The sequence below is a fragment of the Microbacterium maritypicum genome (genome assembly GCF_008868125.1).
Lineage (GTDB): Bacteria > Actinomycetota > Actinomycetes > Actinomycetales > Microbacteriaceae > Microbacterium > Microbacterium maritypicum.
In genome coordinates this window covers 150,639-175,603 of record NZ_WAAQ01000002.1, presented here as the reverse complement: position 1 = coordinate 175,603, position 24,965 = coordinate 150,639, and the positions used below count along the sequence as shown (strand labels likewise).

At 68.7% G+C, this 24,965-nt stretch carries 26 protein-coding genes and 1 pseudogene; 11 read left to right on the top strand and 16 right to left on the bottom strand.

Annotation, left to right across the window (positions count from 1 at the left end; translation table 11 throughout):
* Window positions 1–12: 12 nt before the first annotated feature.
* Window positions 13–780 carry a LamB/YcsF family protein gene (locus F6W70_RS11610; protein ID WP_151486800.1) on the bottom strand — a complete coding sequence of 256 codons (768 nt, stop codon included), beginning with the start codon at window positions 778–780 and terminating at the stop codon, window positions 13–15.
* Between the two features lie 4 nt (window positions 781–784).
* A complete protein-coding gene (locus F6W70_RS11605) occupies window positions 785–2,062 on the bottom strand; it encodes an NRAMP family divalent metal transporter (RefSeq protein ID WP_151486799.1) in 1,278 nt (425 codons plus the stop codon).
* A 172-nt stretch (window positions 2,063–2,234) separates the two neighbouring features.
* Between F6W70_RS11605 and F6W70_RS11600 the strand changes: the two genes are divergently transcribed.
* Window positions 2,235–2,873 carry a GntR family transcriptional regulator gene (locus F6W70_RS11600; RefSeq protein ID WP_017831303.1) on the top strand — a complete coding sequence of 213 codons (639 nt, stop codon included), beginning with the start codon at window positions 2,235–2,237 and terminating at the stop codon, window positions 2,871–2,873.
* Between the two features lie 236 nt (window positions 2,874–3,109).
* The gene (locus F6W70_RS11595; RefSeq protein WP_055869336.1) at window positions 3,110–3,928 is read left to right on the top strand and encodes a matrixin family metalloprotease; all 819 of its coding nucleotides are present in this window, start codon (window positions 3,110–3,112) and stop codon (window positions 3,926–3,928) included.
* 75 nt (window positions 3,929–4,003) lie between these two features.
* Here F6W70_RS11595 and F6W70_RS11590 read toward each other — a convergent pair whose 3' ends face one another.
* Window positions 4,004–4,690 carry a TetR/AcrR family transcriptional regulator gene (locus tag F6W70_RS11590; RefSeq protein ID WP_235563379.1) on the bottom strand — a complete coding sequence of 229 codons (687 nt, stop codon included), beginning with the start codon at window positions 4,688–4,690 and terminating at the stop codon, window positions 4,004–4,006.
* 127 nt (window positions 4,691–4,817) lie between these two features.
* Here F6W70_RS11590 and F6W70_RS11585 point away from each other — a divergent pair, with 127 nt between their 5' ends.
* Window positions 4,818–5,690, top strand: coding sequence for a DUF1266 domain-containing protein (locus tag F6W70_RS11585; protein ID WP_170287905.1), 873 nt, complete (start codon window positions 4,818–4,820; stop codon window positions 5,688–5,690).
* On the top strand, window positions 5,663–6,724 hold the full coding sequence (locus F6W70_RS11580) for a DUF3137 domain-containing protein (protein ID WP_151486797.1): 1,062 nt from the start codon (window positions 5,663–5,665) through the stop codon (window positions 6,722–6,724). The genes F6W70_RS11585 and F6W70_RS11580 overlap by 28 nt, the downstream gene beginning before the upstream one ends.
* 110 nt (window positions 6,725–6,834) lie before the next feature.
* On the opposite strand, the gene F6W70_RS11575 is transcribed toward F6W70_RS11580, so the two are convergent.
* The 5 genes from F6W70_RS11575 to F6W70_RS11555 form a co-directional block, all read right to left on the bottom strand.
* A complete protein-coding gene (locus F6W70_RS11575; protein ID WP_151487232.1) occupies window positions 6,835–7,830 on the bottom strand; it encodes a LacI family DNA-binding transcriptional regulator in 996 nt (331 codons plus the stop codon).
* 143 nt (window positions 7,831–7,973) lie between these two features.
* Window positions 7,974–9,404: a GH1 family beta-glucosidase gene (locus F6W70_RS11570; RefSeq protein WP_318278877.1), complete on the bottom strand. Its 1,431-nt coding sequence runs from the start codon at window positions 9,402–9,404 to the stop codon at window positions 7,974–7,976.
* 5 nt (window positions 9,405–9,409) lie between these two features.
* A complete protein-coding gene (locus tag F6W70_RS11565; RefSeq protein WP_055869331.1) occupies window positions 9,410–10,300 on the bottom strand; it encodes a carbohydrate ABC transporter permease in 891 nt (296 codons plus the stop codon).
* Window positions 10,297–11,385: a carbohydrate ABC transporter permease gene (locus F6W70_RS11560; RefSeq protein ID WP_151486795.1), complete on the bottom strand. Its 1,089-nt coding sequence runs from the start codon at window positions 11,383–11,385 to the stop codon at window positions 10,297–10,299. The genes F6W70_RS11565 and F6W70_RS11560 overlap by 4 nt, the downstream gene beginning before the upstream one ends.
* Before the next feature lie 97 nt (window positions 11,386–11,482).
* Window positions 11,483–12,793, bottom strand: coding sequence for an ABC transporter substrate-binding protein (locus tag F6W70_RS11555; protein ID WP_151486794.1), 1,311 nt, complete (start codon window positions 12,791–12,793; stop codon window positions 11,483–11,485).
* 134 nt (window positions 12,794–12,927) lie between these two features.
* Between F6W70_RS11555 and F6W70_RS11550 the strand changes: the two genes are divergently transcribed.
* The 3 genes from F6W70_RS11550 (at window position 12,928) to purQ (ending at window position 14,518) form a co-directional block, all read left to right on the top strand.
* A complete protein-coding gene (locus F6W70_RS11550; protein WP_017831296.1) occupies window positions 12,928–13,461 on the top strand; it encodes an adenine phosphoribosyltransferase in 534 nt (177 codons plus the stop codon).
* 104 nt (window positions 13,462–13,565) lie between these two features.
* Entirely contained in the window at window positions 13,566–13,814 is a 249-nt protein-coding gene (gene purS, locus F6W70_RS11545; RefSeq protein WP_017831295.1) for a phosphoribosylformylglycinamidine synthase subunit PurS, read from the top strand.
* Complete coding sequence (gene purQ / locus F6W70_RS11540) at window positions 13,811–14,518, top strand: phosphoribosylformylglycinamidine synthase subunit PurQ (RefSeq protein WP_055869328.1); 708 nt, start codon at window positions 13,811–13,813, stop codon at window positions 14,516–14,518. Before purS ends, purQ begins: the two co-directional genes overlap by 4 nt.
* A gap of 7 nt (window positions 14,519–14,525) precedes the next feature.
* Here purQ and F6W70_RS11535 read toward each other — a convergent pair whose 3' ends face one another.
* Together F6W70_RS11535 and F6W70_RS11530 are read right to left on the bottom strand one after the other, a co-directional pair.
* Window positions 14,526–15,791, bottom strand: a complete 1,266-nt coding sequence (locus F6W70_RS11535; RefSeq protein WP_151486793.1) for a hypothetical protein — start codon at window positions 15,789–15,791, stop codon at window positions 14,526–14,528.
* Window positions 15,792–15,978: 187 nt separating this feature from the next.
* Window positions 15,979–16,251, bottom strand: a pseudogene (locus F6W70_RS11530) (DUF1761 domain-containing protein); the annotation flags it as partial.
* Window positions 16,252–16,473: 222 nt separating this feature from the next.
* On the opposite strand from F6W70_RS11530, the gene F6W70_RS11525 reads away from it, so the two are divergent.
* Both F6W70_RS11525 and F6W70_RS11520 read left to right on the top strand, forming a co-directional pair.
* Window positions 16,474–18,144 (top strand): glycoside hydrolase family 13 protein, encoded by a 1,671-nt coding sequence (locus tag F6W70_RS11525; protein ID WP_055869325.1) that lies wholly within the window; start codon window positions 16,474–16,476, stop codon window positions 18,142–18,144.
* Between the two features lie 86 nt (window positions 18,145–18,230).
* Window positions 18,231–19,238: a LacI family DNA-binding transcriptional regulator gene (locus F6W70_RS11520; RefSeq protein WP_017831290.1), complete on the top strand. Its 1,008-nt coding sequence runs from the start codon at window positions 18,231–18,233 to the stop codon at window positions 19,236–19,238.
* Here the strand turns inward: F6W70_RS11520 and F6W70_RS11515 are convergent.
* Both F6W70_RS11515 and F6W70_RS18065 read right to left on the bottom strand, forming a co-directional pair.
* Window positions 19,235–20,881: an FAD-dependent oxidoreductase gene (locus F6W70_RS11515; RefSeq protein WP_151486792.1), complete on the bottom strand. Its 1,647-nt coding sequence runs from the start codon at window positions 20,879–20,881 to the stop codon at window positions 19,235–19,237. The genes F6W70_RS11520 and F6W70_RS11515 overlap by 4 nt on opposite strands.
* Window positions 20,878–21,042: a DUF8730 family Cys-rich protein gene (locus F6W70_RS18065; protein WP_490524035.1), complete on the bottom strand. Its 165-nt coding sequence runs from the start codon at window positions 21,040–21,042 to the stop codon at window positions 20,878–20,880. The genes F6W70_RS11515 and F6W70_RS18065 overlap by 4 nt, the downstream gene beginning before the upstream one ends.
* A 97-nt stretch (window positions 21,043–21,139) precedes the next feature.
* On the opposite strand from F6W70_RS18065, the gene F6W70_RS11510 reads away from it, so the two are divergent.
* Window positions 21,140–21,427, top strand: coding sequence for a metal-sensitive transcriptional regulator (locus F6W70_RS11510; protein WP_141386496.1), 288 nt, complete (start codon window positions 21,140–21,142; stop codon window positions 21,425–21,427).
* A 51-nt stretch (window positions 21,428–21,478) separates the two neighbouring features.
* On the opposite strand, the gene F6W70_RS11505 is transcribed toward F6W70_RS11510, so the two are convergent.
* From F6W70_RS11505 to fdxA, 4 genes are read right to left on the bottom strand one after another with little or no spacing between them, the layout of a single operon-like run.
* Window positions 21,479–22,108 (bottom strand): superoxide dismutase, encoded by a 630-nt coding sequence (locus F6W70_RS11505; protein WP_151486791.1) that lies wholly within the window; start codon window positions 22,106–22,108, stop codon window positions 21,479–21,481.
* Between the two features lie 12 nt (window positions 22,109–22,120).
* Window positions 22,121–22,630, bottom strand: coding sequence for a flavin reductase family protein (locus F6W70_RS11500; RefSeq protein ID WP_151486790.1), 510 nt, complete (start codon window positions 22,628–22,630; stop codon window positions 22,121–22,123).
* Window positions 22,627–23,985 carry an FAD-dependent oxidoreductase gene (locus tag F6W70_RS11495; protein WP_151486789.1) on the bottom strand — a complete coding sequence of 453 codons (1,359 nt, stop codon included), beginning with the start codon at window positions 23,983–23,985 and terminating at the stop codon, window positions 22,627–22,629. Before F6W70_RS11495 ends, F6W70_RS11500 begins: the two co-directional genes overlap by 4 nt.
* On the bottom strand, window positions 23,982–24,308 hold the full coding sequence (fdxA, locus tag F6W70_RS11490) for a ferredoxin (RefSeq protein ID WP_091032694.1): 327 nt from the start codon (window positions 24,306–24,308) through the stop codon (window positions 23,982–23,984). The genes F6W70_RS11495 and fdxA overlap by 4 nt, the downstream gene beginning before the upstream one ends.
* Window positions 24,309–24,425: 117 nt before the next feature.
* Here fdxA and soxR point away from each other — a divergent pair, with 117 nt between their 5' ends.
* Complete coding sequence (gene soxR / locus F6W70_RS11485) at window positions 24,426–24,875, top strand: redox-sensitive transcriptional activator SoxR (RefSeq protein WP_055869318.1); 450 nt, start codon at window positions 24,426–24,428, stop codon at window positions 24,873–24,875.
* Window positions 24,876–24,965: the final 90 nt, after the last annotated feature.

The following is a 24,965-nucleotide window of genomic DNA, read 5'->3' as shown; positions in this document are numbered from 1 at the left end:
GTTCCGTGTTCGTCATCGCGCGCCCGCGAACGGTGCGATCGTGATGCCTGCGTCCTGCAGCATCCGCCTGGTCGCAGCCGCCATCGCCACCGAACCAGGGCTGTCGCCGTGCACGCAGATCGACTGCGCGACCACGGGTACGTCGGTGCCGTCGATCGCACGGATCACGCCCTCCGAGGCGAGGCGCACCATGCGCTCCGCGACCGCATCCGGGTCGTGCAGCACGGCCCCCTCCTCAGTACGCGACACCAGCTGCCCGTCGGGCTGATAGGCGCGGTCGGCGAAGGCCTCAGCGGCGACCGCGAGTCCGGCGCGCGCGGCGACATCGAGCACGACGCCCCCGGAGAGCCCCAGCAGCACCAGGCTCGGATCGATCGCGCGGATCGCCGCCACGACGGCCTTCGACTGCCGTTCGTCGCGCGCGATCGTGTTGTAGAGCGCACCATGCGGCTTGACGTACGAGACCCTCCCGCCCACAGCGGCGGCGAGTCCCACGAGAGCACCGAGCTGGTACTCGACGTGCGCCTGCAGCGAGGCCGAGTCGATGTCGACCTTCGTTCGTCCGAAGTTCTCGTAGTCACGGTAGCCGGGATGCGCGCCGATCACGACGCCGCCCTGCACTGCTGCTGCGAGCGTCTCGCGGATGCCCTCAGGGCTCCCCGCATGGAACCCGCATGACACGTTGGCGCTCGTGACGAGGCGCAGCATGCTCGCATCGTCACTGACGATCCGGTCGGCGACGTTCTCGCCGAGGTCCGAGTTCAGGTCGATCGACGTCATGCGATCACGCTCCGATTCCGAGGAAGGCGAAGATGGGGCCGACCGAGACGATCCCCATGTACCAGGTGAGCAGCGTCACGAGCGTACCGGCGACGAGCAGCCACATCGGGTACTTCTTCGAGCCGAGCAGGTCCCGGCGGAACCAGCCGATGTACATGAACACCGTGAGTCCGATCGGCAGGATCAGGCCGTTGAAACCGCCGACGAAGACGAGGATCGCCGCGGGTGCCGTGCCGATCGACAGATACACCGCCAGCGACACCACGATGAAGGCGACGGTCGCCAGCTGCAGGGGCCAGCCGCCCTTGAGCTTCTTGGTGAAGGTGGAGAGGAAGGTGGCGGAGGTGTACGCCGCCCCGATGACCGAGCTGATCGCGGCGGCCCAGAAGATCGCGCCGAAGATGCGGAGTCCGGCATCGCCGAGCACCGCGCCGAACGCCTGACCGGCGGGGTTCGCGCCCTGACCGGAGAGGTCGAGCGTGACGCCCGAGGCCACGACCCCGAGGATCGCGAGGAACAGCACGTAACGCATGACGCCGGTGACGAGGATGCCGTTGGTCGCCGCACGCATCACGGAGCGGGCGTGCTCCGGTCCGGTGTGGCCGGAGTCGAGGTAGCGGTGGGCGCCGGAGTAGGTGATGTACCCGCCGACGGTTCCGCCGACGATGGTCGTGATGGTGGCGAAGTTCAGTTCATCCGGCGCGAACGTCTGGCGCAGGGCCTCGCCGATCGGCGGCTGCGCGATGACGGCCACGACCACGGTCATGACGATCATGCCGATGCCGAGCACGACCAGCACGACGTCCATCACCGGTCCCGCCTTCTTCACGAGGAAGATGATGATCGCGAGGGCCGCGGTGACGATGCCGCCGAGCTTGGTGTCGATTCCCAGCAGAGCGTTCAGTCCGAGCCCACCACCGGCGATGTTGCCGATGTTGAACGCCAGCCCGCCGATCACGACGAGCACGGCGATCAGGTGCCCCGAGAAGGGGATGGCGCTGTTGGCGAGTTCGCCGGCGCGCTTGCCCGAGGAGGTGATCATGCGCCAGACGTTCAGCTGCACCGCGATGTCGACGAGGATCGAGATGAGGATCGCGAACGCGAAGGCCGCCCCCATCGTCGCCGTGAACGTGGCGGTCTGCGTGATGAAGCCGGGGCCGATGGCGCTGGTGGCCATGAGGAAGATCGCGCCGATGACGGCACTGCGGCCCGCGCGCTTCTTGACGGACGAGAGGCGGGCCTCGTCCTCCGGGGAGAGGGCGGCGGTGGTCTGCTCAGACATGCGGGGGATTCCCATCGTCGTTGGTGGGTGTCGGGTGACCCCCAGTGTAGAACGGATAGAACCCGATTGTTCAACAATCATGTTACGGCCGTGCTACAGAGCGGTTGCTTTCGTGTGATCCCTCACGGCCACCCGCAGACGATCCGACCACGGCGCCACCTACGATGAAGGCATGAACCAGCAGGGCGTGCTCGCCGACGTGCTCCGACAGCGCATCATCGACGGCGACTTCGCTCCGGGGTCGCGACTGTCCGAGTCCGCCCTCGCCGAGCAGTTCGACGTCTCGCGCAACACCCTCCGTGAAGCATTCCGCGTGCTCGCCGAGCAGGGGCTCGTCGAACACATCCCGCATCGCGGCGTCTCGGTGGCATCCCCCACCATCGCCGACGTGATCGACATCTACCGCGCCCGCCGTGTGATCGAGTGCACGGCGCTGCGCCAGTCCGAGCCGGAGCACCCCGCCGTACAGCTCATGCGCGATGCCCTGGCCGAGGCAGAGGAGCAGCTGCCGCACGAGGACTGGCGGCGCATCGGCAGCGCCAACATGGCCTTCCACGACGCGATCGTCGCCCTCGCCGACAGTGCACGCCTCTCCCGCACCTACCGAGACGTCGCCGCCGAGCTGCGCCTCGTCTTCCTCGAGATCGACGAGCCGCGATCACTGCATGAGCCGTTCGTCCGGCGCAACCGCGCGGTGCTCACCGCGCTGCTGGAGCGCGGGCCCGAAGCGGCCACCGAAGAGCTCGAGCGCTACCTCACGGCATCCGAGCGCAGCGTGTTGGGGGCCTTCGCCCGCATGGGTCACCCCTGACCCCCGACCTCTCGCGACGTCGGACAGCACGTTCGACCAGAACAGCATTCGGTATTTCTGACCTGAGTGCAGAAATCTGTGAACGTGCCGGGAGATGCCTTGCGATCCCGTGAGAGGCATGGTTACCGTGAGCGGACTTCGGAGCGATCGACGACGCAGAGTTGCCCGCCTTTCTCCCCGAGGGCCGCGCACCGAGGGGGCGCGCGGAATCGTTCAGATCGAAAAGGACAAGTACTTTGCGACTCACGAGAAAACTGGCGTTCGCCGCTACCGCGGCTGCTGCGCTCTGCCTCGGCACGGTCATCCCCGCTGCCGCGAACTCCGCACCCGACGCCGACGACATCCCCACCTTCCAGGAGTTCGAGGCGTCGACCTACCGAGACATCGACGGAGCCTACGTCGTCAACGGGGACGAGGTGATCTCCAACCAGGGCGAGCTGCGGTCATTCTACGAACAGCTCCTGGGCGCCGATCCCGTGACCAACGGCCTCATCGTCAACACGGTCAACAGCATCGACGACAAGTGGTCCGACGCGCAGGCGAGTGCTCTCACCTATTGCGTCAGCACGGCATTCGGTGCACGTCACGCCGACGTCGTGAGCGCGATGGAAAGCGGCGCCGCGCTCTGGGAGGCCGCATCCTCGAAGATCGACTTCATCTACGACAGCAGCGCCGATGCCAACTGCACGACGCGCAACAACGCCGTCCTCTTCTCCGTGGAGCCCGTGCAGACGACGCAGTACATCGCCCGGGCCTTCTTCCCCAGCACGGCGCCGCGCCTGCAGAACGTCCTCATCGACGACTCGATCTGGACCCCGGGCTCGTCCTGGACCCCGACGAATGTGCTGGGTCATGAGCTCGGTCACGTGCTCGGCTTCCGCCACGAGCACACCCGCCCCGAGGCCGGCACCTGCTTCGAGGACAACAACTGGCGTCCGCTGACGCCGTATGACTCGTCGTCGATCATGCACTACCCGCAGTGCAACGGATCGTCCGCCGATCTGTCGATGACGAGCGTCGACACCGACGGAGTCGTCGCACTCTACGGAAACTGACACCGTTCACTCGAACGCTGTCAGAATCAGCGGGGCCCGGTCGTTCACGACCGGGCCCCGCGTCCGTACTGTTCGTCACGCGGATGCGTCCGCGCGCTCCTCGTCCGAGCGCAGCGCCGCTGTCGCCCGAGGCCGCGGTTCACCGTCGCGGAGGGGGACCGGCGGCGCGATGGGCGTCGTCGGCTCCGGCAGACCGTAGCGCCGGAACATCCAGCGTCGCGCCTCCTCGAGCGGGTAGGTGTCGCCGAAGACGGCGGACTTCACGAAGACACCCTCGATCGTGCTGCGCAGCATGACCTCCTCGAGAGCCGGATCCTCCGCCCCCCGCGCGCGGAACAGGTCGCGAACCGCGTCCTCCGCGGCGGTCGCCGCCGCTTCGTGCCGCGCCTCCGACACCGCGAACAGCCGGTGCGTCGAGGGCTGCTGCTGCATCGCCAGCACGGCCCGCTGCAACGGAATCGCGTAGGCGGTCGCCGTGAGAGCGGCGTCGATCACCGCCGCGAGCATCTCGTCGGGGGTCCCCTCCACTCGGGCGAAGCCGAGCACCGTCTCGAACCAGCGATCGATCACGGCGATGACGAGCTGCTCCTTGCCACCGAAGTGGTAGTTCACGAGCCCCTGCGCAACACCCGCGCGCTGGGTGATCTCCGCGATGCTCGCACCCGCGACGCCGCGTTCGCTGAAGGTCTCGATCGCCGCCTGCAGGATGTTCTCCCTGGCGCGCTCGCGGGCCAGCCGGTTCTGCTCGTCGGAGCGCGCCATGTGGCATCCACCTCCCGAGTCCTGCCGGCTTGTCTTTTCCGAATCGCCCCCTGCCGTATAGATTACTCACTGAATACGCGTTCAATCTATGAACCGACACGGACTTCCCCCCTGCCCAGGAGCATCAATGCACTCTCTCGCGAGCGTCGACTTCAACAGCGTCACCTCGATCTTCGAATGGCTCATCAGCCAGTGGTGGGCCTGGGCGATCGTCGGCGTCGTCGCGCTGTTCTTCCTCGTGAGCTGGATCCTCCCCGCGGCCAAGGTCAAGGCTTCGCCGGACTACTCGACCAGCGACGCCGAGGCGAACGAGCTCGCGCTCGGCTTCCTGCAGATCGTGAACCTGCCCTCCGGATACTGGAACGATCCGACCGCCTCGCTCCTCGGCGACAGCGAGAAGAAGGTCCTGGTCGACCAATGGGGTGTGCACACACGTGACGACTGGCTCGCCAACATCGAGCGCCTCAGCACCGTCCGTCGTCGTCGCGAGGTGTGGATGCTCTACCTCGCCGTCCGCGTCGAGCTCGCCCAGCGCCTCGGACGCACCCCGAAGGCCAAGGAGTGGCTTGCCGCGATCGTGCAGGAAGGCGGGGACAAGCGCGATGCGCGCACCTTCGTCACCTCGATCGAATACGCCGAGTCCGAGGTGCGCAAGCGCGTGGGCAAGGACATCGTGACCCCCGGTCTCTTCGTGAAGACCCTCGACGGTTACGGGATCGGTCAGGCCGTCGCGATGACCACCTGGGGCGTCGCGCTCGGACACGGCGACGTCGCTGAAGCACGCGCGATCATCCACCGCATCAACATCGAGGCACGCCCGGCCTTCGAGTCGTGGGCAGACTTCGGCCTGAGCTACATCGTGGGCCGCGTGATGCACTGGTCGGACGGCAGTGTCGACGAGAAGTCGTTCGAGAAGTTCGGAGACGGCTGGTCCGACTTCCAGGCCGCGGCGACCGAGAAGCGCAACGGTCCGTGGGCGTCGCTGTCGTGGAGCCTGTAGCCGTCGATCTGGAACCGCTGCGAAGAAGCGCGGGCCTCCGCGACATCCTCACCTATGAACGCCTCTGCGGGATCCCGCCGCATCGCCGGTTCCTGGTGGTCCTGGTCGCCGTCCTGCTGTTCGCCGCCGCGATGCTGACGGGTCTGTGGTTCCTCGGGCGCGGCGACATCCTCACGGTCGCACCCATCCTCGGGGTGTTCGTGATCGGGTACACGGTGCTCGCCGCCGTCGGCTTCGTCTGGTGGGCTGTGGGTCTGAGCCGCCGGGTGAAAGTCGCAGCCTTCGCCTGGCAGAACGGCTGGGCCTACGCCGACGCACTCGAGCGAACCCGCCGCCCCGGCACCGCGTTCACGCGGGTCGTGCACGGGCGTGAACGTGCGGTGATCGCCTGCGATGACGAGCGGATGCCGTTCGAGATGGGCATGCACCATTCGGTCTCGCACGGCCAGGAGCGCGCGACGATCCAGCGCCCGTTCGCGTTCATCGAACTGCCGCTGCCGGCACCCGTTCCGCACATCGTGCTCGCGAACCGGAAGCGCAGCATCATCCCCACGCTGGGCCTGGGGCGCGGGGCTGCGCGCCTGGACCTGGAAGGCGAGTTCGCGAAGACGTTCCGCCTTCTCGTGCCGAAGGGCTACCAGCAGGACGCGCTCTACATCTTCACACCCGACCTGATGGCCCGCGTGCTCGACCTCGGCTCTGGTGCCGAGATCGAACTCGTATCCGACCGGCTCTACGTCTACCTGCCTTCCGACACGCGGTTCGACCGCGCCGAGACCATGGCGGCGGCGATCACCCTCGCCGAGGAGTTCCACCGCCGATTCGCGGCACGCACCGAGCTGTATCGCGACGATGACGCCGGAGACATCGCCGCCAGAGCGGGCGTGTCCATCGGCCTGCGTGGCCAACGGCTGGGCGGCCGCGGGATCTCCGTCTTCGCGCTCGCCGGCACAGCCGCGGTGCTGCTGCTGTCCGCAGGCATCACCGCGTTCTCCTTGTTCGGCGGTGATCTGCTGACGTCGATCTTCGGCTGACCTGCTCAGCCGACACCGACCCACGGCTGTGGGCCTGGCCCGGAGGGGGCGCCAGGGCCACAGCCGTGTTCATGCCCCTCGCCGCAGGGTGCGCCCACCGGCGCGACCGCTCAGGCGGAGGCGCGGATCACCAGCTCGGTCGGCAGGATCGTCGTGGTCGGCGGCTCTTCGCCTGCCAGTCGCGACAGCAGGACCCGGGCCATCGCCTCACCCTGCGCGTACATCGGCTGGCGCATCGTGGTCAGCTGCGGATCGGTGGTGATGGCGACCGAGGAGTCGTCGAAACCGACCAGGGCGATGTCCTCCGGCACACGCACACCCGCCGAGCGCAGTGCCGTCAGTGCGCCACGGGCCATCAGGTCGCTCGCGACGAAGATCGCATCCGGTCGTCCGCCGTCGAGCAGCCGCCTGGCGGCTTCCGCTCCGCTCGACTCGGTGTAGTCGCCTTCCTCCTCCGCGTACGGAGTGAGTCCGGCGTCCGCGAGAGCCGCGCGGAACCCCTGCACACGATCTTCCGAGGCGACCATCGTGAGCGGACCCGAGATCGTGGCGATGCGCGTGCGCCCGATGTCGATCAGGCGGCGGGTGGCGTTCCTCGCTCCGGCCACGTTGTCGACATCGACGACGTAGTCGCCGTCGCGCCGACGCACGGGGCGTCCACCGAAGACGACCGGAACGGCATCCGCGATCCGATCGACGAACGCGTCGCTCGTGTGATGCGACACGATCAACGCGCCGTCGACGCCGCCGTTGCGCACGAAGCTGGTCATCTTGTCGCCGGGGTCATCGCTCGCGATGAGCAGGTTGAGCAGGTAGTCCGAGCCGCCGAGTGCACCCGTGATCCCGGCGACGATGGCCGCAAAGAACGGGTCGCCGAAGAAGCGGGTGGTGTCCTCCGGCACGATCAGGGCGATCGCGTGCGTCTGCCGTGAGGCGAGGGAGCGTGCCGCGCGGTTGGGCACGTAGTTCAGCTCATCGATCGCGGCGCGCACGGCGGCGAGGGCCTCCGGGCTCACGGCGGTCGACCCGTTCACGACGCGCGACACCGTCGATCGGGAGACACCGGCGGCGGATGCCACCTCTTCGATGGTCGCTCGGGGCGACATCAACGTACGCACTCTTCCATCGCCCTATTCTCACCGGTCGGCGCGGGCTGCGACGACACTCCCTCCTCCGCGTCGCGCAAACTGCCGCCTCTCGACCCCGGACGGGACCGCTCCGACGATTCGAATCGGGAGCGACGCGCTGATCAGAGCGCGCGGTCGCCGATGATGCGCGCGTACTCCCGCCCCGAGTCCTTGAGGGTGCGCTCCTGGGTGTCGTAGTCGACGCGGACGATGCCGAAGCGCTTGTCGTAGCCCCACGCCCACTCGAAGTTGTCGAACAACGACCAGTAGAAGTAGCCGCGCACGTCCACACCCGCCTCCGCGGCGTCGAGCACCGCACCGAGGTGCAGTCGCAGGAACTCGGTGCGGTCGGCATCGTGCACGCGCGTCTCGCCGTCTTCGACCACCACGACGTCGTCGTAGGCCGCGCCGTTCTCGGTCATGTAGAGCACGGTGCCCGCGGGCTCGGCGTACTCGGTCCAGACGCGCTGGAGCACCCGGGTGAGGCCCTCGGGCTGCACCTCCCAGTTCTGCGCCGTGCGCGGCAGGCCCCGCTCGACCGCGTGGATGTCGTCGCTCGACGGATAGGGGCTGCGCCGCACTCGTTCGGTCTCTGGCTCCGCGGAGACGGGCCCTTCGACCGGCGCCGTGCCCGAGACGAGGTCTCCGTGGTAGTAGTTCACCCCTTGCGTGTCGATGTGCTGCGAGATCGTCTCGAGGTCGCCGTCATGCACCGCCGCCTCGAACCGTGCGACAGCCTCGGCATCGACCGCGCGGATGTCGTCGACGATGTCGGCCGGGTAGCTGCCGCGGTAGATCGGGTCGAGGAACCAGCGGTTGAACTGTCCGTCCACGCGCCTGGCCGCGTCGACATCGGCCGGGTTCTGCGGATCGGCGGGGTCGGCGACCGTGTGGTTCAGGGTGATGCCGAGGTTGAGCGAGGCATCACGGCGACGGAGCTCCTCGACCGTCCTGCCGTGCGCGAGCAGCAGGTGGTGCGAGGCGAGCAGACCTTCGGCGATGCTGGTGTGCCCCGGTGCGTGCTCGCCGGCGGTGTAGGAGAGGAACGATGAGCACCACGGCTCGTTCAGGGTGGTCCACACGTTCACGCGATCGCCGAGCGCATCGTGCATGGTGCCCGCGTACTCGAGGAAGCGATCGACCGTGTCACGGTTCGTCCAGCCGCCCGCCTCCTGCAGCGCCTGCGGCATGTCCCAGTGGTACAGCGTCAGCCAGGGCAGGATATCGGCGCTGAGCAGTTCGTCGACCAGGCGCTCGTAGAAGTCGACACCGGCCGCGTTCACCGCTCCGCCGTCGGGGCGCACCCGCGACCACGACGTCGAGAAACGATACGTCTGCAGGCCGAGCTGCTTCATGAGCGCCACGTCCTGCGGGTAGCGGTGATAGTGATCGCAGGCCACATCGCCGTTCTCCGCACCGATCACGGCACCCGGCTCGCGCGAGAAGGCATCCCAGATGGATGCGGTGCGTCCGTCCTCGAACGCCGCCCCCTCGATCTGGTAGGCGGCGGTGGCGGCGCCGAACAGGAAGTTCTCGGGGAAGGAGCGGGTCATAGGGGTCATCCTTTCACCGCGCCCGCCATGATGCCACTGACCAGCTGGCGCCCGGCGACCACGAAGAGCACGAGCAGCGGGAGGGTCGCGAGCACCGCGCCGGCGAGCACGATCGAGTAGTCGATGTAGTACCCGGACTGCAGCTGGCTGAGCGCCGTCTGCAGGGTCGGGTTCTGCGGGGAGAGCACGATGAGCGGCCACAGGTAGTCGGTCCACGCGGTCATGAACGTGAAGAGTCCGAGGATCGCCATGGCCGGCCGGGCGGCGGGGAGCCCGACGGTCAGGAAGGTGCGGAACTGGTTCGCCCCGTCCATCCTCGCGGCCTCGATCAGCTCGTCCGGGATGACGTCGACCAGATACTGCCGCATGAAGAACACGCCGAACGCGGTGACCAGCGTCGGAACGATGACCGCACCGATCGATCCGGTCCAGCCGAGCTCGCGCATCAGCATGAACAACGGGATGATGCCCAGCTGCGTCGGGATCGCCATGGTCGCGATCACGAAGATCATCAGTCCGTCGCGGCCCTTGAAGCGCAGCTTCGCGAAGGCGTAGCCCGCGAGCGTCGAGAACGTCACGACCGAGAGCGTGATGATGCCCGAGATGAGGAACGAGTTGCCGAGGGCGAGCCAGAACGGGATCGCGTCGAACACCCGAGCCGCATTGGCGAGGAAGTTGCCGCCGGGGATCAGCGGGAGCGTCTCACCTCGCGTCGCGTTCGTGCCGCTGGCGACCACGACCGACCACCACAGCGGGTAGACGCTGCCGATGATGAACGCGGCCAGGAGGCCGTAGGTGAGGAAGCCGGGGCGGCTGCCGATGCCGGCGGTACCGCCGGCGACGGCTCGGCGCCGGCGGATCTTCTCGGGGACGCTCAGCGCCTGGGTGGCGGTCATCGCGCGTTCTCCTCGGTCGTGGTGGCGATCGTCGATCCGGCGGTGGCCCTGCTCGCCGCCGATCCGGCGGTGCGCGCGCGGGGACGGGCCGCACGGCTCTTAGGGGCGTCTCCGGTGGAGATCCGCCGGGAGATGAGGAAGTTGATCACACCGATCCCGACGATCAGCAGGAACAGCAGGATCGCGACGGCGGACGCCTCTCCGAGGTTTCGTCGGAAGAACGCCAGCTCCCACAGGAACAGCACCGTCGTCTGGAACTGGCGGTCACTGCCGCCGATGCCGCCCGCGGTCGACACGTCGAACAGACGCGGCTCGGCGAAGATCTGCAGCCCGCCGATCGTCGCGGTGATGATGACGAAGATCAGGGTCGGACGGATCGTGGGGATCGTGATGGAGAAGAAGCGTCGCGCGGCTCCCGCCCCGTCGAGCGCCGCGGACTCGTACAGGTCGCGCGGCACAGCCTGCATCGCGGCCAGCAGGATCAGGGCGTTGTAGCCCGTCCAGCGGAAGTTCACCATGACCGCGATCGCGATGTGCGACAGCGCGGTGTTGTGCTTCCACTCCTGGTCGGCGATACCGATGAGGTTGAGGAGGTTGTTGGCCAGGCCGTCGGCCTCGTTGAAGATGCTCGAGAAGATGATGGCGACGGCGACCGGGGTCACGACGAACGGGATCAGCACGCTCATCCGCCAGAAGGTCGGCGCCCGCAGGCCGCGGTCGAGCAGGTAGGCGATCACGAGGGCCACGGCCAGCTGCGGGATCGCGGAGAGCAGGAAGATGCTCAGGGTGTTGCCGATCGAGTTCCAGAACATCCCGTCGCCGAGGATCTCGACGAAGTTGCCGACACCGACGAACTCCCCCTCGCCCTTCAGCAGATCCCACTCGTGCACGGCGACCCAGACCGTGTAGAGCAGGGGGAACAGCCCCACCAGCCCGAACAACAGGAAGAACGGCGAGATGTAGAAGTACGGTGAGGCGTTCTGGTCGAACCGTGAGACGCGGTGGCGCCAGGAGGGCTTCGACGGCGCATCCTTCGCCGGGGATGCCTTCTCGCGGTTTTCCGCGGGCGGGGCGGTGAGAGTCATGGGGTGTCCTTGTCCCGGAGTTCCGAGGAGTCCCGGTCGCAGTTCCTGTCGCCGACCGTGGGGCGAGGCGACAGGAACTGCGACCGGAAGGGGGATGTCAGCCGACGAGGTCGTTCAGCAGACCGACGGCCTGATCCCAGGCGCCCTGGGTGTCGGTCTCGCGGCGATCGAGGCTGCTGAGCGCCGGGCCGAAGACGTTCTCCTGGATGACCGAGTCATCGGCACCCTTGAACTGGGCCACGACGCCCTTGGCGCGCTCGGCGAGGATCGCACCGGTCGGGGCGTCGTTGAAGAAGGCGTTCGGCGTCGCGTCGGCCGCGAGCGTCTCCTGCGCCTTGATCGTCGAGGGGAAGTTGCCGGCAGCAGCGGACTGCTCCACCTGCTGCTCGGGCTGCGTCAGCCAGTCGGCGAGCTCGGCGGCCGCCTTCTTGTGCTGCGACGACTCCGGGACCGACAGGAACGCACCGCCCCAGTTGGCTGCGCCTCCCGGGAACACGTCGGCGAAGTCCCATCCGGTCGATGCGTCTCCGCCGCCGGCTTCGACCTGCCCCTGCACGACGGCGAGCATCCAGCCCGGGCACACGAAGGTCGCGAAGGTGCCGTCGACGAACGACTTGCCGCCGTTCCAGTCCCACGCCGTCTGCGCGGCGGACTGGCCGCCCTCGGTCGCGGCGCCCAGGAGCTCGAAGCGCTCCTTGAGCTCGGCGTTGTCCTCGACGTTCAGCGTGCCGTCGGCGGCGTAGTACCCCTCGTCCAGCTGGTTGACCATGGCGTTCCAGACGAAGCCGGAGTGGTCGTACCAGGCCTTGCCGGTCTTCGCGGTGTAGTCGGCGCCGACCGCGAAGTAGTTCTCCCAGTCGCCGTTCAGCAGCTCGGCCACCGACTCGCGGTCGCTCGGGAGCCCCGCCGCCTCGAAAGCAGCGCCGTTGTAGCAGATGCCGCTCGGGCCGATGTCGGTGCCGTATCCGATGACGCGACCCTCGGCGTCGGTCGCCTGACCGTACTTCCAGTCGACCCAGTCATCCTTGCGGTCTTCGATGCCGTAGTCGCGCAGATCGACGAAGGTGTCAGAGACGTCCATGATGGCGCCGAGCCAGCCCTCCTCGATCGCGACCACGTCGCTGAGGCCGGAACCGGCGGCGATCTTGGTGAACGCATCGGTGCGGGCGTTGCCGCCGGTGTCGATGTTGGTCGCCTCGATCTTGACGTTCGGGTGCGCTTTCTCGTACTCCTTGTAAAGGTCTTCGTAGCCGAAGGTGCCGAACGTGGTGACGGTCAGTGTGACCTGTTCGTCGGCGCTTCCTTCCCCGGAATCTCCGGTGTTTCCGGAGCAGCCGGCGAGGGCGAGGGCGGAGACGGATGCCACGGCGGCAGTCACGAGGATCCGGTGGCGGGCACGTGTGTTCACAGTTCACTCCTTTGTGGTGGTCGTGCGGTGTGTGGTGCTTCGGGGTGTCGTGGGAGCGCTCCCACGAACTGACCAGTCACTCTATGGGAGCGCTCCCACGGTGTCAACCCGACCGCGCGGGGTACCCTTGGGCAGTGCCCGAAGCCACCCTGTCCCCCGCCCTCGTCCGCGCCGAAGCCCTGATCCGCAATGTGCCGGACTACCCGCAGCCGGGCATCATCTTCCGCGACATCACGCCTCTCCTCGCCGACGCCGAGGCCCTCCGCGTGACGACCGAGGCGATCATCGAGCCCTTCGCCGGGCAGTTCGACGTGATCGCGGGCATCGAGGCGCGAGGGTTCATCCTCGCCAGCGCCGCCGCCATCGCCGCAGGCGTCGGACTCATCCCGATCCGCAAGGCCGGCAAGCTCCCCCGCCCCGCGGCATCCGTCGACTACGCCCTCGAATACGGCACCGCCACGATCGAGATGCACGACGATCTGCCGGCCGGATCCCGCGTGCTGCTCATCGACGACGTGCTCGCCACCGGAGGAACCCTCGCCGCGGGGCGCGAGCTCGTCGAGCGCCTCGGAAGCCACGTCGTCGGCATCTCGGTGCTCTTCGAGATCGACGGTCTCGGCGGCCGCGAGGCAGTCGGCGACCTGCACACCGTCTTCCACTCCGCGTAGTCGGTCTTCCGCTCCGCGCGGTCGCGCACACGCGCCGGGAAAGAACGCGGGCCCGGGGCAGTAGACTGGGTGCGCCCGTCCGCCCGCGACTCCCGGAGCCGTTCATGCCCACCATCGTCGTCGACGTCATGCCCAAGCCCGAACTGCTCGACCCGCAGGGGAAGGCCGTCTCCGGCGCCTTCGCCCGCCTCGGCGTCGAGGGCTTCACCGACGTGCGCATCGGCAAGCGCTTCGAGCTCACCGTCGAGGGCGAGGTCACCGACGAGGTTCTCGCCGAGGCCAAGCGCATCGCCGACGAGGTGCTCTCCAACTCCGTGATCGAGGATGTCGTCGGCATCGAGGTCGCCGAGTGACCGTCCGGATCGGCGTCATCACCTTCCCCGGCTCGCTCGACGACCGCGACGCGCAGCGCGCCGTGCGCATCGCCGGTGCCGAGCCCGTCGCGCTGTGGCACGGCTCGCATGACCTCGAGGGCGTCGACGCCCTCGTCCTCCCCGGCGGCTTCAGCTACGGCGACTACCTGCGCGCCGGTGCGATCGCCGCACTCTCGCCGATCATGAGCGAGGTCAAGGACGCCGCGGCGAAGGGCATGCCCGTGCTCGGCATCTGCAACGGCTTCCAGATGCTCGTCGAGGCGCATCTGCTCCCCGGCGGCCTGATCCGCAACAACCACCAGCACTTCGTGCGCCGCGACCAGCGGCTCACGGTGGAGAACTCCGACACCGCCTGGACCAATGCGTTCCGCAACGGCCAGGAGATCGTGATCCCCCTCAAGAACGCCGACGGCGGCTACATCGCCGACGAGCAGACGCTCGACCGCATCGAGGGCGAGGGGCTCGTGGCCTTCCGCTACGCCGGAGTCAACCCGAACGGGTCGCTGCGCGACATCGCCGGCCTCACCAACGAAGCCGGAAACGTGGTCGGCCTGATGCCGCACCCCGAGCACGCCACCGAGGCAGGATTCGGCCCCGACACCTCCGTCGCCATGCGCAGCGGTGTCGACGGACTCGACTTCTTCACCAGCGCCATCGCCGCGGTCGCCCGCGTCGCCGCGTAGCCCCGGGTCACTCGACCGGCAGCGCGAAGGGGTTGTCCCCGGCTGCCGAGAGCAGGTACCACGCGGTCGCACCGGTGTGCAGGCTGGCGTAGTAGAGGTCGCCGAATCCGGAGTCGAGGCCATCGTTCGACGTCGCGACGATGCCCTTGCCGTCGCCGTTGGGCGCGTCGCGCTGCGCCAGACGAATGCTGCCCAGCAGCGTCTCGGCGCGATCGGCGTCGCCCGCTCCGTCGCGCAGCTTGAGGGCGAGAGCCAGGTGCCCGCCGCCCTCGAACCATGCCTTGGACACGTCGACCTCGCTGATCGACGGCCCCGTGTACGGGCCATCGGTCGCGATCAGGTTCGCGAGTGTCCAGTCCAGAGCGGCGCCGTAACGCGGATCGCCGGTGGCGAGTGAGCTCCACGTCTGGGCATCCAGGGGGATCGGGCGGGTGTTGACGGTCGAGCCGTCGAGTCCCGTGCCGGTGTTCACGTGGCCGTCGGCGCTCTGCATCGCCGCGACGAAGTCGGCCGCCACGGCTGCTCTCTCCGACCACACCGGATCCCCCGTGAGCTGTGCCAGCTGCGTGAAGAACCCCGACACATCGCTGTTGTGCTCGGTGGACTTCCAGCTCAGCGACGTGCCGTCCTCGAGCTGACCGCCGGTGTAGCCGTGCGGGGCCCTGACCATGTCGGCCGTGTTGTCCTGGATCCACTGCCCCACACGCAGCGCTCCGTCGAGGTACCGCTGATCCCCGGTGGCGTGTGCGAGACGCGTGAGGGCCAGCCCGACCCATGCCTGATTCCCGGTGAACGAACCGGGACCGGTGATCTCCACTCGCCCCTGACGGATTCCATGCGGCTCGTACGACGCCCGGGTGCGCCCGTCGCCGATCGGGTCGTTGTCCTGCACAAAGAGGAGCGTGTCGCCGATCGCCCGCGCGCGACGGAGATCATCCGGAAGGCCGCGCGCGGTGTAGGCGATGATCACGAGCGCGTCGTCGTAGACGAACGAGGGGGTGAAGTCCCAGCTCGGAGTGGTGAAGAACCCGCCCTCGTAGCTGCGCGGCAGACAGTGACCGGCCCCGTCGCAGAACTGGTCGACACGCGCATCCAGGAACTCGTACGCCAGCGCGACGGACTGCGCGGCATCCGGAGCGCCCGCCCCGGAGCCCTGGTCGTCCGCCGGCCGGATGGCACCCCAGGCGGCAGGAGCCGCTCCCACGAGCACCGCCGCGGCGACGAGCGCTGCGGCGATCGCCCACGGCGCCGATCGGCGCGAAGAACCGGACATCGGGACCCCTCGGTCAGAACCGCGCGCCGTCAGGACCACGCGGGCGGCCCGGAGACCACGAGACCCACACTGACAGCCCCGTCGAGACCGCAGAAGCGGCGAAAGTCTAGGGATGCCCCTCCCATCGGCGAATCCGATGCGCGCCGATCCGCTGACCGCCCCCGATCGCCGGAGTCCGGGCGGTTCGCTAGGCGAGCGCCGGCGGCCAGACGCCGATGATGAGCGCCATGACGACGACGGTCACCAGCTCGTGAGCGATGTTCAGCGTGGTGAGCCTGGTCGAGCGCCCCTCGAACGCGTCATGCGTGATGAAACGGGCGGCCGTGAAGCCCGCCCACAGCGTCACCGCGGTGACGATGGCACCCCAGAAGTACGATCCGCCGTAGAAGTGCCAGGCGATCGAGGAGGCTCCGGCGAGCACCCATGCCGTGATGAAGCTCACGATCACGGTGGTGATGATGCCTCCACTCATCGGATGCCTCACCCTACTCCCCGGTTGCGATCGGGCCGCCGGCGACACCGGCATGAGACCGTGACGGATGCATGACCCCCGCGGGCGAAGAGCTCATGCATCCGGCGAATCCTCCTGCAAACGCCCGCACGCCCGCGCGCGGCTCCGGTCACCGAACCGATTCGATCCCCGCTCTGGCATGAATGTAAGCGTTTGCACTAGCCTGTTCCCATGGCACAGCTTGAGCAGATCGCAGCCCCCGGTTCCGAGTGGTGGCGCAGCGCCGTCATCTACCAGATCTACCCCCGTTCCTTCGCGGATGCCTCGGGTGACGGCATCGGCGACCTGCCGGGCATCACCAGCCGGCTCGACGCCCTGCAGGAGCTCGGCGTCGACGCGATCTGGCTGAGCCCGTTCATGACCAGCCCGCAGCGTGACGCCGGCTACGACGTGGCCGACTACCGCGACGTCGACCCGCTGTTCGGCACGCTCGCCGACTTCGACGACATGCTCGAAGCGGCCCACGCACGCAACATCCGCGTGGTGGTCGACCTGGTGCCGAACCACTCCTCCGACCAGCACGTCTGGTTCCAGCAGGCACTGAAGGCCGCGCCGGGAAGCCCCGAGCGCGCGCGCTACATCTTCCGCGACGGCAAGGGCGAGAACGGCGAGCTTCCGCCGAACAACTGGGAGTCGGTGTTCGGCGGCGGCATGTGGGAGCGCGTCGTCGAGGCCGACGGCACCCCCGGCCAGTGGTACCTGCACATCTTCGACGCCACCCAGCCCGACTTCGACTGGACCAATGAAGAGGTGCGCGAGGAGTTCCGCTCCATCCTGCGCTTCTGGCTCGACCGCGGTGTCGACGGCTTCCGCGTCGACGTGGCGCACGGCATGATCAAGGCCGACGGCCTGCCCGACTACACGCCCCCGAGCGATGCCGACTCCATGGGCGGCGGCGAGTCGAACGTGCCGTACTGGGGCCAGGACGGCGTGCACGACATCTACCGCGACTGGCACAAGGTGCTCGCCGAGTACGACGGCGACCGCGCGCTGTGCGGCGAGGCCTGGATGCCGACGCTCAAGCAGACCGCTCTCTGGGTGCGTCCGGACGAGATGCACCAGACCTTCAACTTCCCGTATCTGATGACGCCGTGGGATGCGAAGGCGCTGGGCGATGTCATCCGCGAGTCCCTCGACGACTTCGGCGCGGTGGGCGCCCCCAGCACCTGGGTGCTGTCGAACCACGACGTCGTGCGCCACGCCTCGCGCCTCGCGCTGACCGCCGAGAACCCCCAGGGCGAGGGCATCGGCCCGAACACCCCGAGCAAGCCGGACACCGCGATCGGCCTGGCTCGCGCCCGCGCCGCGACCACGCTCATGCTGGCACTGCCCGGTTCCTCGTACCTGTACCAGGGCGAGGAGCTCGGGCTGCCCGAAGCCATGGAGATCCCGGACGAGTACCGTCAGGACCCGACCTGGTTCCGCACGAACGGCGAGCGCTACGGACGCGACGGATGCCGCGTACCGCTGCCGTGGGAGGCGGAGGCTCCGGCCTTCGGCTTCAACGACACCGGTCTCTCGTGGCTCCCGCAGCCCGCCGACTGGTCGGCCTACGCCCGCGATGTCGAGGAGGTCGACCCCTCGTCGACGCTCGCGCTGTACAAGCGTCTGCTGGCCGCTCGTCGTGAGCACGGCTTCGGCAGCGGCTCGCTGGTCTGGGAGGACGCCGGTCCCGACGCGGTGGCCTTCCGCCGCGGTGACGTACACGTGGTCGCGAACCTCGGCACCGCGCCGATCGACCTGCCGGCCGATGCCCTCGTGATCCTGCAGAGCCAGCCGTTCGAAGGCGCATCGATCCCGGTCGACACCGCCGTCTGGTACACCACCGCAATCCAGGCCTGACAGGCCCTTCCGGTCGCGATTCCTGCCGCTCACTCCCTCGTGAGACGACAGGAATCGCGACCGGAGCACTTTTCGAGAAGGAACACATGGCCAGCATCGATGAGGTCGCCCGGCTCGCCGGAGTCTCCACCGCGACCGTCTCGCGCGCACTGAGCGGACGCGGCCATGTGTCCGAGTCCGCGAAGGAGAGGGTGCAGGCCGCGGCGCAGTCGCTCGGCTACGTCGTCTCGTCGCGCGCGTCGAGCCTGGCCTCCGGTCGCACCCGCAACGTCGGCGTGATCGTCCCCTTCCTCGACCGGTGGTTCTTCAGCACGGTGCTCTCCGGCGTCTCCGCCGCTCTCATGCGCGCGGGCTACGACATCACGCTGTACAACATCACCGCCGACAAGGACGTGCGCCGCCACGTGTTCGACACGTTCCTGCGTCGACAGCGCGTGGATGCCGTGATCGCGGTGTCGATCGAGCTCGACGAGGACGAGACGCAGTACCTGCTCGACCTCGGGCTTCCCGTGATCGCGATCGGCGGTCCGAACCCGAAGCTCGACACCCTCACGGTCGACGACGTCGCGGTCGCGCAGCTGGCGACCGAGCACCTGATCAGCCTCGGCCACACCGACATCGCGCACATCGGGGCGAACCCCGAGTTCGACATCGACTTCCACATCCCGACCAACCGCCGCCTGGGCTTCGAGAAGGCTCTGGCGAAGGCCGGCCTCCCCCTGAACCATGCCTTCCTCGAACCAGCCGACTTCACGGTCGAGGGCGGATACCGGGCGGCCAAGCAGCTGCTCGGACGCCCGGGACCCCGCCCGACCGCGGTGTTCGCGGCGTCGGATGAGATGGCCATCGGCGCCCTGCTCGCGGCTCGCGACCTCGGCTTCAGCGTGCCGGAGGAGCTGTCGATCGTCGGCATCGACGGGCACGAGCTCGGCGAGTTCTTCCGCCTGACCACGGTCGATCAGTTCCCGCTCGGACAGGGAGAGCGGGCAGCGGATGCGGTGCTTGCGAAGCTCGCCACCCCGGATGCCGTGCACATCCCCTCGGCGCTGCCCTACGAGCTGAACGTGCGCGGGACGACCGCGCGCCTGCTCTAGCCGCGAAGCAGGGTGGCGTCGCGCCAGGTGCGATAGCCGCCGTCGAGGTTGCGCGCGTCGACACCGTACTGCCGGAGGATCCGGGTGGCGATGTGCCCGCGCAATCCGACCTGGCAGTGGACCACGACGGGCCCGTCCGGCAGTTCGTCCCGCCGATCCCTGAGCTCATCGACCGGCACGTTGAGGGCACCGGGAATCGCCCCGGCCGCGAACTCCGCGGGCGAGCGCACGTCGATCAAGGTGGCTCCCGCCGCCTGCGCGGCCTCGAGCTCATGCCACTGGATCGTCGGAGTGGTGCCGGTGCGGGTGTTCTCCGCGACGTAGCCGAGGATGTTCACCGCGTCCTTCGCCGAGCCGAACTGCGGCGCGTAGGCGAGCTCGAGATGCGCGAGCTCGGCCGCGGGCATGCCGGCCTGCATGGCCGTCGCCACCACGTCGATCCGCTTGTCCACACCGTCCCGCCCGACGATCTGCACCCCGAGGATGGCGTCGGATCCAGGGTCGGCGAGCAGCTTCATCGACAGCGTCTCGGCACCGGGGTAGTACCCCGCATGGGATCCGGGGTGCACGTGCACGACGTAGAACTCGCGCCCCGCCGCCCGGAGCTGCCGTTCACTCCACCCCACCTTCGCCGCGGCGATCCCGAACACGCGGACGATCCCGGTGCCGAGTGCGGGTCGCACCGTCTCGGTCCGCCCCGCGATGAGATCGGCCACCATGCGGCCGTGTCGGTTCGCGAGGCCGGCCATGGTGATGAGAGCCGTGTCACCGCCCACGAGCTCGAGCTTCTCGACGCCGTCTCCCACAGCGAACACGTCGGGCGCGCTCGTGCGGCACATCGAATCGACCGCGATGCCGCCGGTCTCACCGAGGCGGATGCCGGCGCCCTCCGCCAGCGCCGTCTCCGGTACGACGCCGGAGGCATCGATGACCAGTTCCGCGGCGACCGACGACCCGTCGCTGAGCGTGACGGCGCCGCTCCCCGCCGTGGCGACCTCGACCCCGAGGCGCACGTCGACACCGCGCGCACGGATCTCGGCGGCTATCGGGGCGGCCATCTCCGCATCGAGAGGAGAGAGCAGGTGGGGCCCCCGCTGCACGAGGGTGACCGACGCTCCCCGTGCGACGAGGTTCTCGACCGCTTCCAGGCCCGTGTAGCCACCGCCGACGACCACCACCGGCACTCCGGGGCGTGAGAGCGACGCATCGATCACGTCCGCGTCTTCGACCGTCCGCAGACTGCGGACGGGGACGTCGGAGAGGGGCTCATCCCGCCGCGGGCGCGCACCGGTGGCGAGGATCAGCGTGTCGTAGCGCTGCGTGAAGCGGTGCCCGGTGTCGACGTCCATGACCTCGACCACCTTCTGGGCGGTGTCCACGCGCACGACATCGTGACGCACGCGGACGTCGAGTCGGAAGCGGCTGCGCAGCGACGGGGGCGTCTGCAGGAGCAGCGACTCGCGTTCTGCGATCGCGCCTCCCACGTAATAGGGCAGCCCGCAGTTCGCGTAGGAGACCTCGGGTCCGCGTTCGAAGACCACGATCTGCGCGTGCTCGTCGAGCCGGCGCAGGCGCGCAGCCGCGGACATCCCCCCGGCGACACCGCCGACGATGACGACCGTGAGCGGTTCGGCGGACGTCATCGCTGGAACATCCGCGAGAAGAAGCCGCGCTGCGTCTGCTCCTTCGGGTGCCCGGAACACCACTGCGATGCGGGAACCGTTCGCCGCACAGCGTCGACGTGCTCACCGCACCCCGCCCAGGTCGTCTTGCCACAGGTCTTGCAACGGACTGCTCGGCACATTGTTCTCGACTCCTCACCGATACCCCCACGGGTATCTGGGTCTCACTATACCCCAGGGGGTATAGTGAGAAGTCCAGCCGACACTCAGGGAGCGAACATGTCATCCGCAGACGCCGAGACTCAGCGCAAGATCGTCAATCGACTCAAGCGCGCGCAGGGACAGCTCGGGGCCGTGATCGCCGCCGTCGAAAGCGGAGGCGACTGCCGCGCGGTGGTCACACAGCTCGCCGCCGTCACCTCGGCGCTCGACAAGGCGGGCTTCCAGATCATCGCCTCCGCCATGAAGGAGTGCCTGACCGACCCGGAGGCGGAGGCGGAGACGGCCACCGACACCGGTGGGGTGTCGATGGCCGAACTGGAGAGGCTGTTCCTCTCCCTCGCGTGACCGCGAGCACGGCCGGTCGCGCAGATACTCGCGGCCGGCCGTGCATCACGGTCAGCTCGCGACGATGAGACCCTTCGTCGCCGTGCGGGCCGCCTCGAAGCGACGCTGCACGTCGGGCCAGTTCACCAGCTCCCAGAACGCCTTGACGTAGTCGGCGCGCACGTTGAGGTAGTCGAGGTAGTACGCGTGCTCCCAGACGTCCAGCTGCAGCAGCGGGGTGACGCCGAGCGGGGCATTGCCCTGCTGGTCGAACAGCTGGAAGATCACGGGGCGCGCTCCGACGCTGTCCCACGCCAGCACGGCCCAGCCCGATCCCTGCACGCCGAGCGCGGTCGCGGTGAAGTGCGCGCGGAAGGCCTCGATCGACCCGAACGCGTCGACCAGCGCGGCCTCCAGCTCGCCCTCGGGGGCGCCGCCGCCCTCGGGCGAGAGGTTCTGCCAGAACACCGAGTGGTTGATGTGGCCGCCGAGGTTGAACGCGAGGTCCTTCTCGAGCTTGTTGACGTTCGCGAGGTCGCCGGCGCTGCGAGCGGTCGCGAGCTGCTCGAGCGCGGTGTTCGCACCGGTCACGTAGGTCTGGTGGTGCTTGGAGTGGTGCAGCTCCATGATCTTGCCCGAGATGTGCGGCTCGAGGGCCGAGTAGTCGTAGGGCAGCTCAGGGAGCGTGTAGAGAGTGGACATGACGTCTTCCTTTCAGTGGTGGGTGTCGCTCGGAAGGGCGTGGAAGCGGCGGTCGAGGTAGACGAGCGGGCGGCCGGTCGGCCCTGCCAGCACGTCGATGACCTCGGCGATGACGACGGTCGACGAGCCGACCGCCACGGTCTGGATCGTCCGACAGCGCAGCGCCGCCCTGGCCTCGGGGAGATGAGGCTCTCCGGTCGGCAGTGCGGCCCACCCCTGCTCGGGCGTGAATCGCTCGGAGCCGCTCACGGCGAAGCTCTGCGCGAGGTCGGCATGCTCGTCGTCGATCAGGTGCACCACGAAGGTCGCAGCCCCCAGGATCGCCCCGGCGGAACCGGTGGCACGGGTCACGGAGAACACGATCGCGGCAGGGTCGACCGCCACAGAGGCGACACTCGACGCCGTGAGACCGACCGGGCCCTCGGGTGTGCTCGCGGTGATGATCGCGACGCCGGCGGGGTGCGTGCGGAACGCGGCCTTGAGCGCCTCGCCGATCGGGGTGGGTACGGGTGTTGCGGTCATCGGCCGGCCTCCATCATCTGTTCCTGCTTGGCATGCATCAGCATCTCCTCACGCTCGACGAGCTTGGTCCGCTCGCGACCGCGGTCGGCGCCGGCGCTGCGCTCGGCCGCATCGATGCGCAGCCACCCGTCGAAGTCGACGGCGTGGGTGAGATGCGCGATCGGGTCGTCGTCGCGGGCCTCGCGCTCCAGGGCGTCGAGGTCGTCCACGAGATGTCCGATGGTCTGCGCGGCGTCCGATTTGGTCGAGCCGATCAGCCCGACCGGACCGCGCTTGATCCAGCCGGTCGCGTACAGCCGCGGGATCGGTGCGCCCTCCGCGTCCACGACGCGTCCCTCGACGTGCGGCACGACGCCGAGATCGCCGTCGAACGGCATCCCTGGAACAGGGGTCGAGCGGTAGCCCACGGCACGATAGACCGCCCCGACCTCATAGCGCAGCAGGTGCCCGGTACCGACCATCCGGCCCAGCTCGTCGGAGGCGGTGCGCTCCATCTCGATGCCTGTCACGGCGTCGGAGCCGAGCAGTCGCACCGGGCGCTGCCGCAGGTGCAGGTGGATGCGGCGCGAGGCGGTGCGGCTCGCCGGATCGAGGGCCGCCCACTCGGTCATCGTGCGCACGATGATGCGGCGCTGCGAGAACTGGGCGACCATCCGCTCGGCGTGCTCGTCGAGAGCGAGCTCCTCCGGGTCGACGATCACGTCGACATCGTCCTGCTCGGCGAGCTCTCGCAGCTCCATGGCCGAGAACCGCACGTCGGCGGGGCCCCGACGGGCGAACAGGTGCACGTCGCGCAGCGGGCTGGCCGCGAGCTGATCGAGCACGGCATCCGGAGTGTCGGTGCGGGTCAGCGCCGAGGCGTGCGTGGCGAGGATCCTCGTCACGTCGAGCGCCACGTTGCCCGCACCGAGCACGGCCACCGTCTCCGCCGTGAGAGGCCAGGTGCGCGGCGCATCAGGGTGCCCGTCGTACCAGGCGACGAAGTCGGCCGCGCCGAAGGATCCGGGCAGATCGATGCCGGGGATGTCGAGGGCGACGTCGAGGTCGGCCCCCGTCGCCACGATCACCCCGTCGTACGCCGCACGCAGCTCATCGATCCCGACGTCGACGCCGATCTCGACGTTGCACCGCAGCCGGATGCGCGGGTTCACGAGCACCTCGTGCAGCGCATCGGTGATCTTGCGGATGCGCGGATGGTCGGGGGCGACGCCGTAGCGGACCAGGCCGTAGGGCGCCGGCAGCTTCTCGAACAGGTCGATCGACGCGTTCGGCACGCGGCCGAGCAGGATGTCGGCGGCGTAGATGCCCGCAGGGCCCGCCCCGACGATGGCGATGCGGGGTTCGGCGACGGTCATGCGTGTTCTCCCTGGGGTGCGAGCGCGGCGATGATCGGGTGGTCGAAGGCGAGCATCCCCGTCTTCGCGGCGCCTCCGGGAGATCCGATCTCGTCGAAGAACTCGACGTTGGCCTTGTAGTAGTCCTGCCACTCGTCGGGCAGATCGTCTTCGTAGTAGATGGCCTCGACGGGGCAGACCGGCTCGCAGGCACCGCAGTCCACGCACTCATCCGGGTGGATGTAGAGCGACCGCTCGCCCTCGTAGATGCAGTCGACGGGACATTCGTCGATGCAGGCCTTGTCCTTCACATCGACGCACGGCAGAGCGATCACATAGGTCATCGCGGGGTCTTCGTTCGGGTCACGCTGTCCTCGTTCGGTCGTTCGGCCCGTATCGGGGCCACCTGACAACCGTAAAACCTCAAGTATACTTGAGGTCAAATCGAGGAAGGCACCGGGATGAGTCCGCACGCACCCGACGAGCCGCTGACGATCGGTGAGATGACCAGGCGCACCGGAGTCGCCGCTTCCGCTCTGCACTTCTACGAGTCGCTCGGTCTCATCGCCTCGACCCGCACTCCCGGGAACCAGCGCCGCTACGCCCGGCACATGCTGCGCCGCGTCTCGCTCATCACGGTCGCCAAACGCCTCGGCATCCCGCTGTCCGACGTGCAGACGGCTTTCGCCGACGTGCCCCTGACCGAGACTCCGAGCCACGCCGACTGGCAGCGGGCCTCGAGGCGCTGGAAGCGCGAACTCGAGAAGCGCCGTGAGGGCATCGAACGACTCGAACGCGAACTCACCGGATGCATCGGCTGCGGCTGCCTGTCGATGAAGGCGTGCGGCCTGCTCAACCCCGACGACGCCCTGGGCACCCAGGGCGCCGGCCCCCAGCGCCTGCAGGACTGAACCCTCGCGTCGCCGCGTCACTATCGCCGAGACCCACGCTCGCCCGCCAGACCCATCGCCGCAGAAGTCGGCGGCAGTGGGCCTCGGCGA

Excerpts from the sequence above, each read along its gene's own strand:
- F6W70_RS11520 (WP_017831290.1), top strand. The coding sequence starts at position 18,231 with ATGGCCAGCATCGATGAGGTCGCCCGGCTCGCCGGAGTCTCCACCGCG.
- F6W70_RS11585 (WP_170287905.1), top strand. The coding sequence starts at position 4,818 with ATGCACTCTCTCGCGAGCGTCGACTTCAACAGCGTCACCTCGATCTTC.
- F6W70_RS11610 (WP_151486800.1), bottom strand. The coding sequence starts at position 780 with ATGACGTCGATCGACCTGAACTCGGACCTCGGCGAGAACGTCGCCGAC.
- F6W70_RS11535 (WP_151486793.1), bottom strand. The coding sequence starts at position 15,791 with ATGTCCGGTTCTTCGCGCCGATCGGCGCCGTGGGCGATCGCCGCAGCG.
- F6W70_RS11565 (WP_055869331.1), bottom strand. The coding sequence starts at position 10,300 with ATGACCGCCACCCAGGCGCTGAGCGTCCCCGAGAAGATCCGCCGGCGC.
- purS (WP_017831295.1), top strand. The coding sequence starts at position 13,566 with ATGCCCACCATCGTCGTCGACGTCATGCCCAAGCCCGAACTGCTCGAC.
- F6W70_RS11525 (WP_055869325.1), top strand. The coding sequence starts at position 16,474 with ATGGCACAGCTTGAGCAGATCGCAGCCCCCGGTTCCGAGTGGTGGCGC.
- F6W70_RS11570 (WP_318278877.1), bottom strand. The coding sequence starts at position 9,404 with ATGACCCGCTCCTTCCCCGAGAACTTCCTGTTCGGCGCCGCCACCGCC.
- soxR (WP_055869318.1), top strand. The coding sequence starts at position 24,426 with ATGAGTCCGCACGCACCCGACGAGCCGCTGACGATCGGTGAGATGACC.
- F6W70_RS11500 (WP_151486790.1), bottom strand. The coding sequence starts at position 22,630 with ATGACCGCAACACCCGTACCCACCCCGATCGGCGAGGCGCTCAAGGCC.
- F6W70_RS18065 (WP_490524035.1), bottom strand. The coding sequence starts at position 21,042 with ATGTGCCGAGCAGTCCGTTGCAAGACCTGTGGCAAGACGACCTGGGCG.
- F6W70_RS11510 (WP_141386496.1), top strand. The coding sequence starts at position 21,140 with ATGTCATCCGCAGACGCCGAGACTCAGCGCAAGATCGTCAATCGACTC.
- F6W70_RS11505 (WP_151486791.1), bottom strand. The coding sequence starts at position 22,108 with ATGTCCACTCTCTACACGCTCCCTGAGCTGCCCTACGACTACTCGGCC.
- F6W70_RS11560 (WP_151486795.1), bottom strand. The coding sequence starts at position 11,385 with ATGACTCTCACCGCCCCGCCCGCGGAAAACCGCGAGAAGGCATCCCCG.
- F6W70_RS11600 (WP_017831303.1), top strand. The coding sequence starts at position 2,235 with ATGAACCAGCAGGGCGTGCTCGCCGACGTGCTCCGACAGCGCATCATC.
- F6W70_RS11515 (WP_151486792.1), bottom strand. The coding sequence starts at position 20,881 with ATGACGTCCGCCGAACCGCTCACGGTCGTCATCGTCGGCGGTGTCGCC.
- fdxA (WP_091032694.1), bottom strand. The coding sequence starts at position 24,308 with ATGACCTATGTGATCGCTCTGCCGTGCGTCGATGTGAAGGACAAGGCC.
- F6W70_RS11495 (WP_151486789.1), bottom strand. The coding sequence starts at position 23,985 with ATGACCGTCGCCGAACCCCGCATCGCCATCGTCGGGGCGGGCCCTGCG.
- F6W70_RS11575 (WP_151487232.1), bottom strand. The coding sequence starts at position 7,830 with ATGTCGCCCCGAGCGACCATCGAAGAGGTGGCATCCGCCGCCGGTGTC.
- F6W70_RS11590 (WP_235563379.1), bottom strand. The coding sequence starts at position 4,690 with ATGGCGCGCTCCGACGAGCAGAACCGGCTGGCCCGCGAGCGCGCCAGG.
- F6W70_RS11605 (WP_151486799.1), bottom strand. The coding sequence starts at position 2,062 with ATGTCTGAGCAGACCACCGCCGCCCTCTCCCCGGAGGACGAGGCCCGC.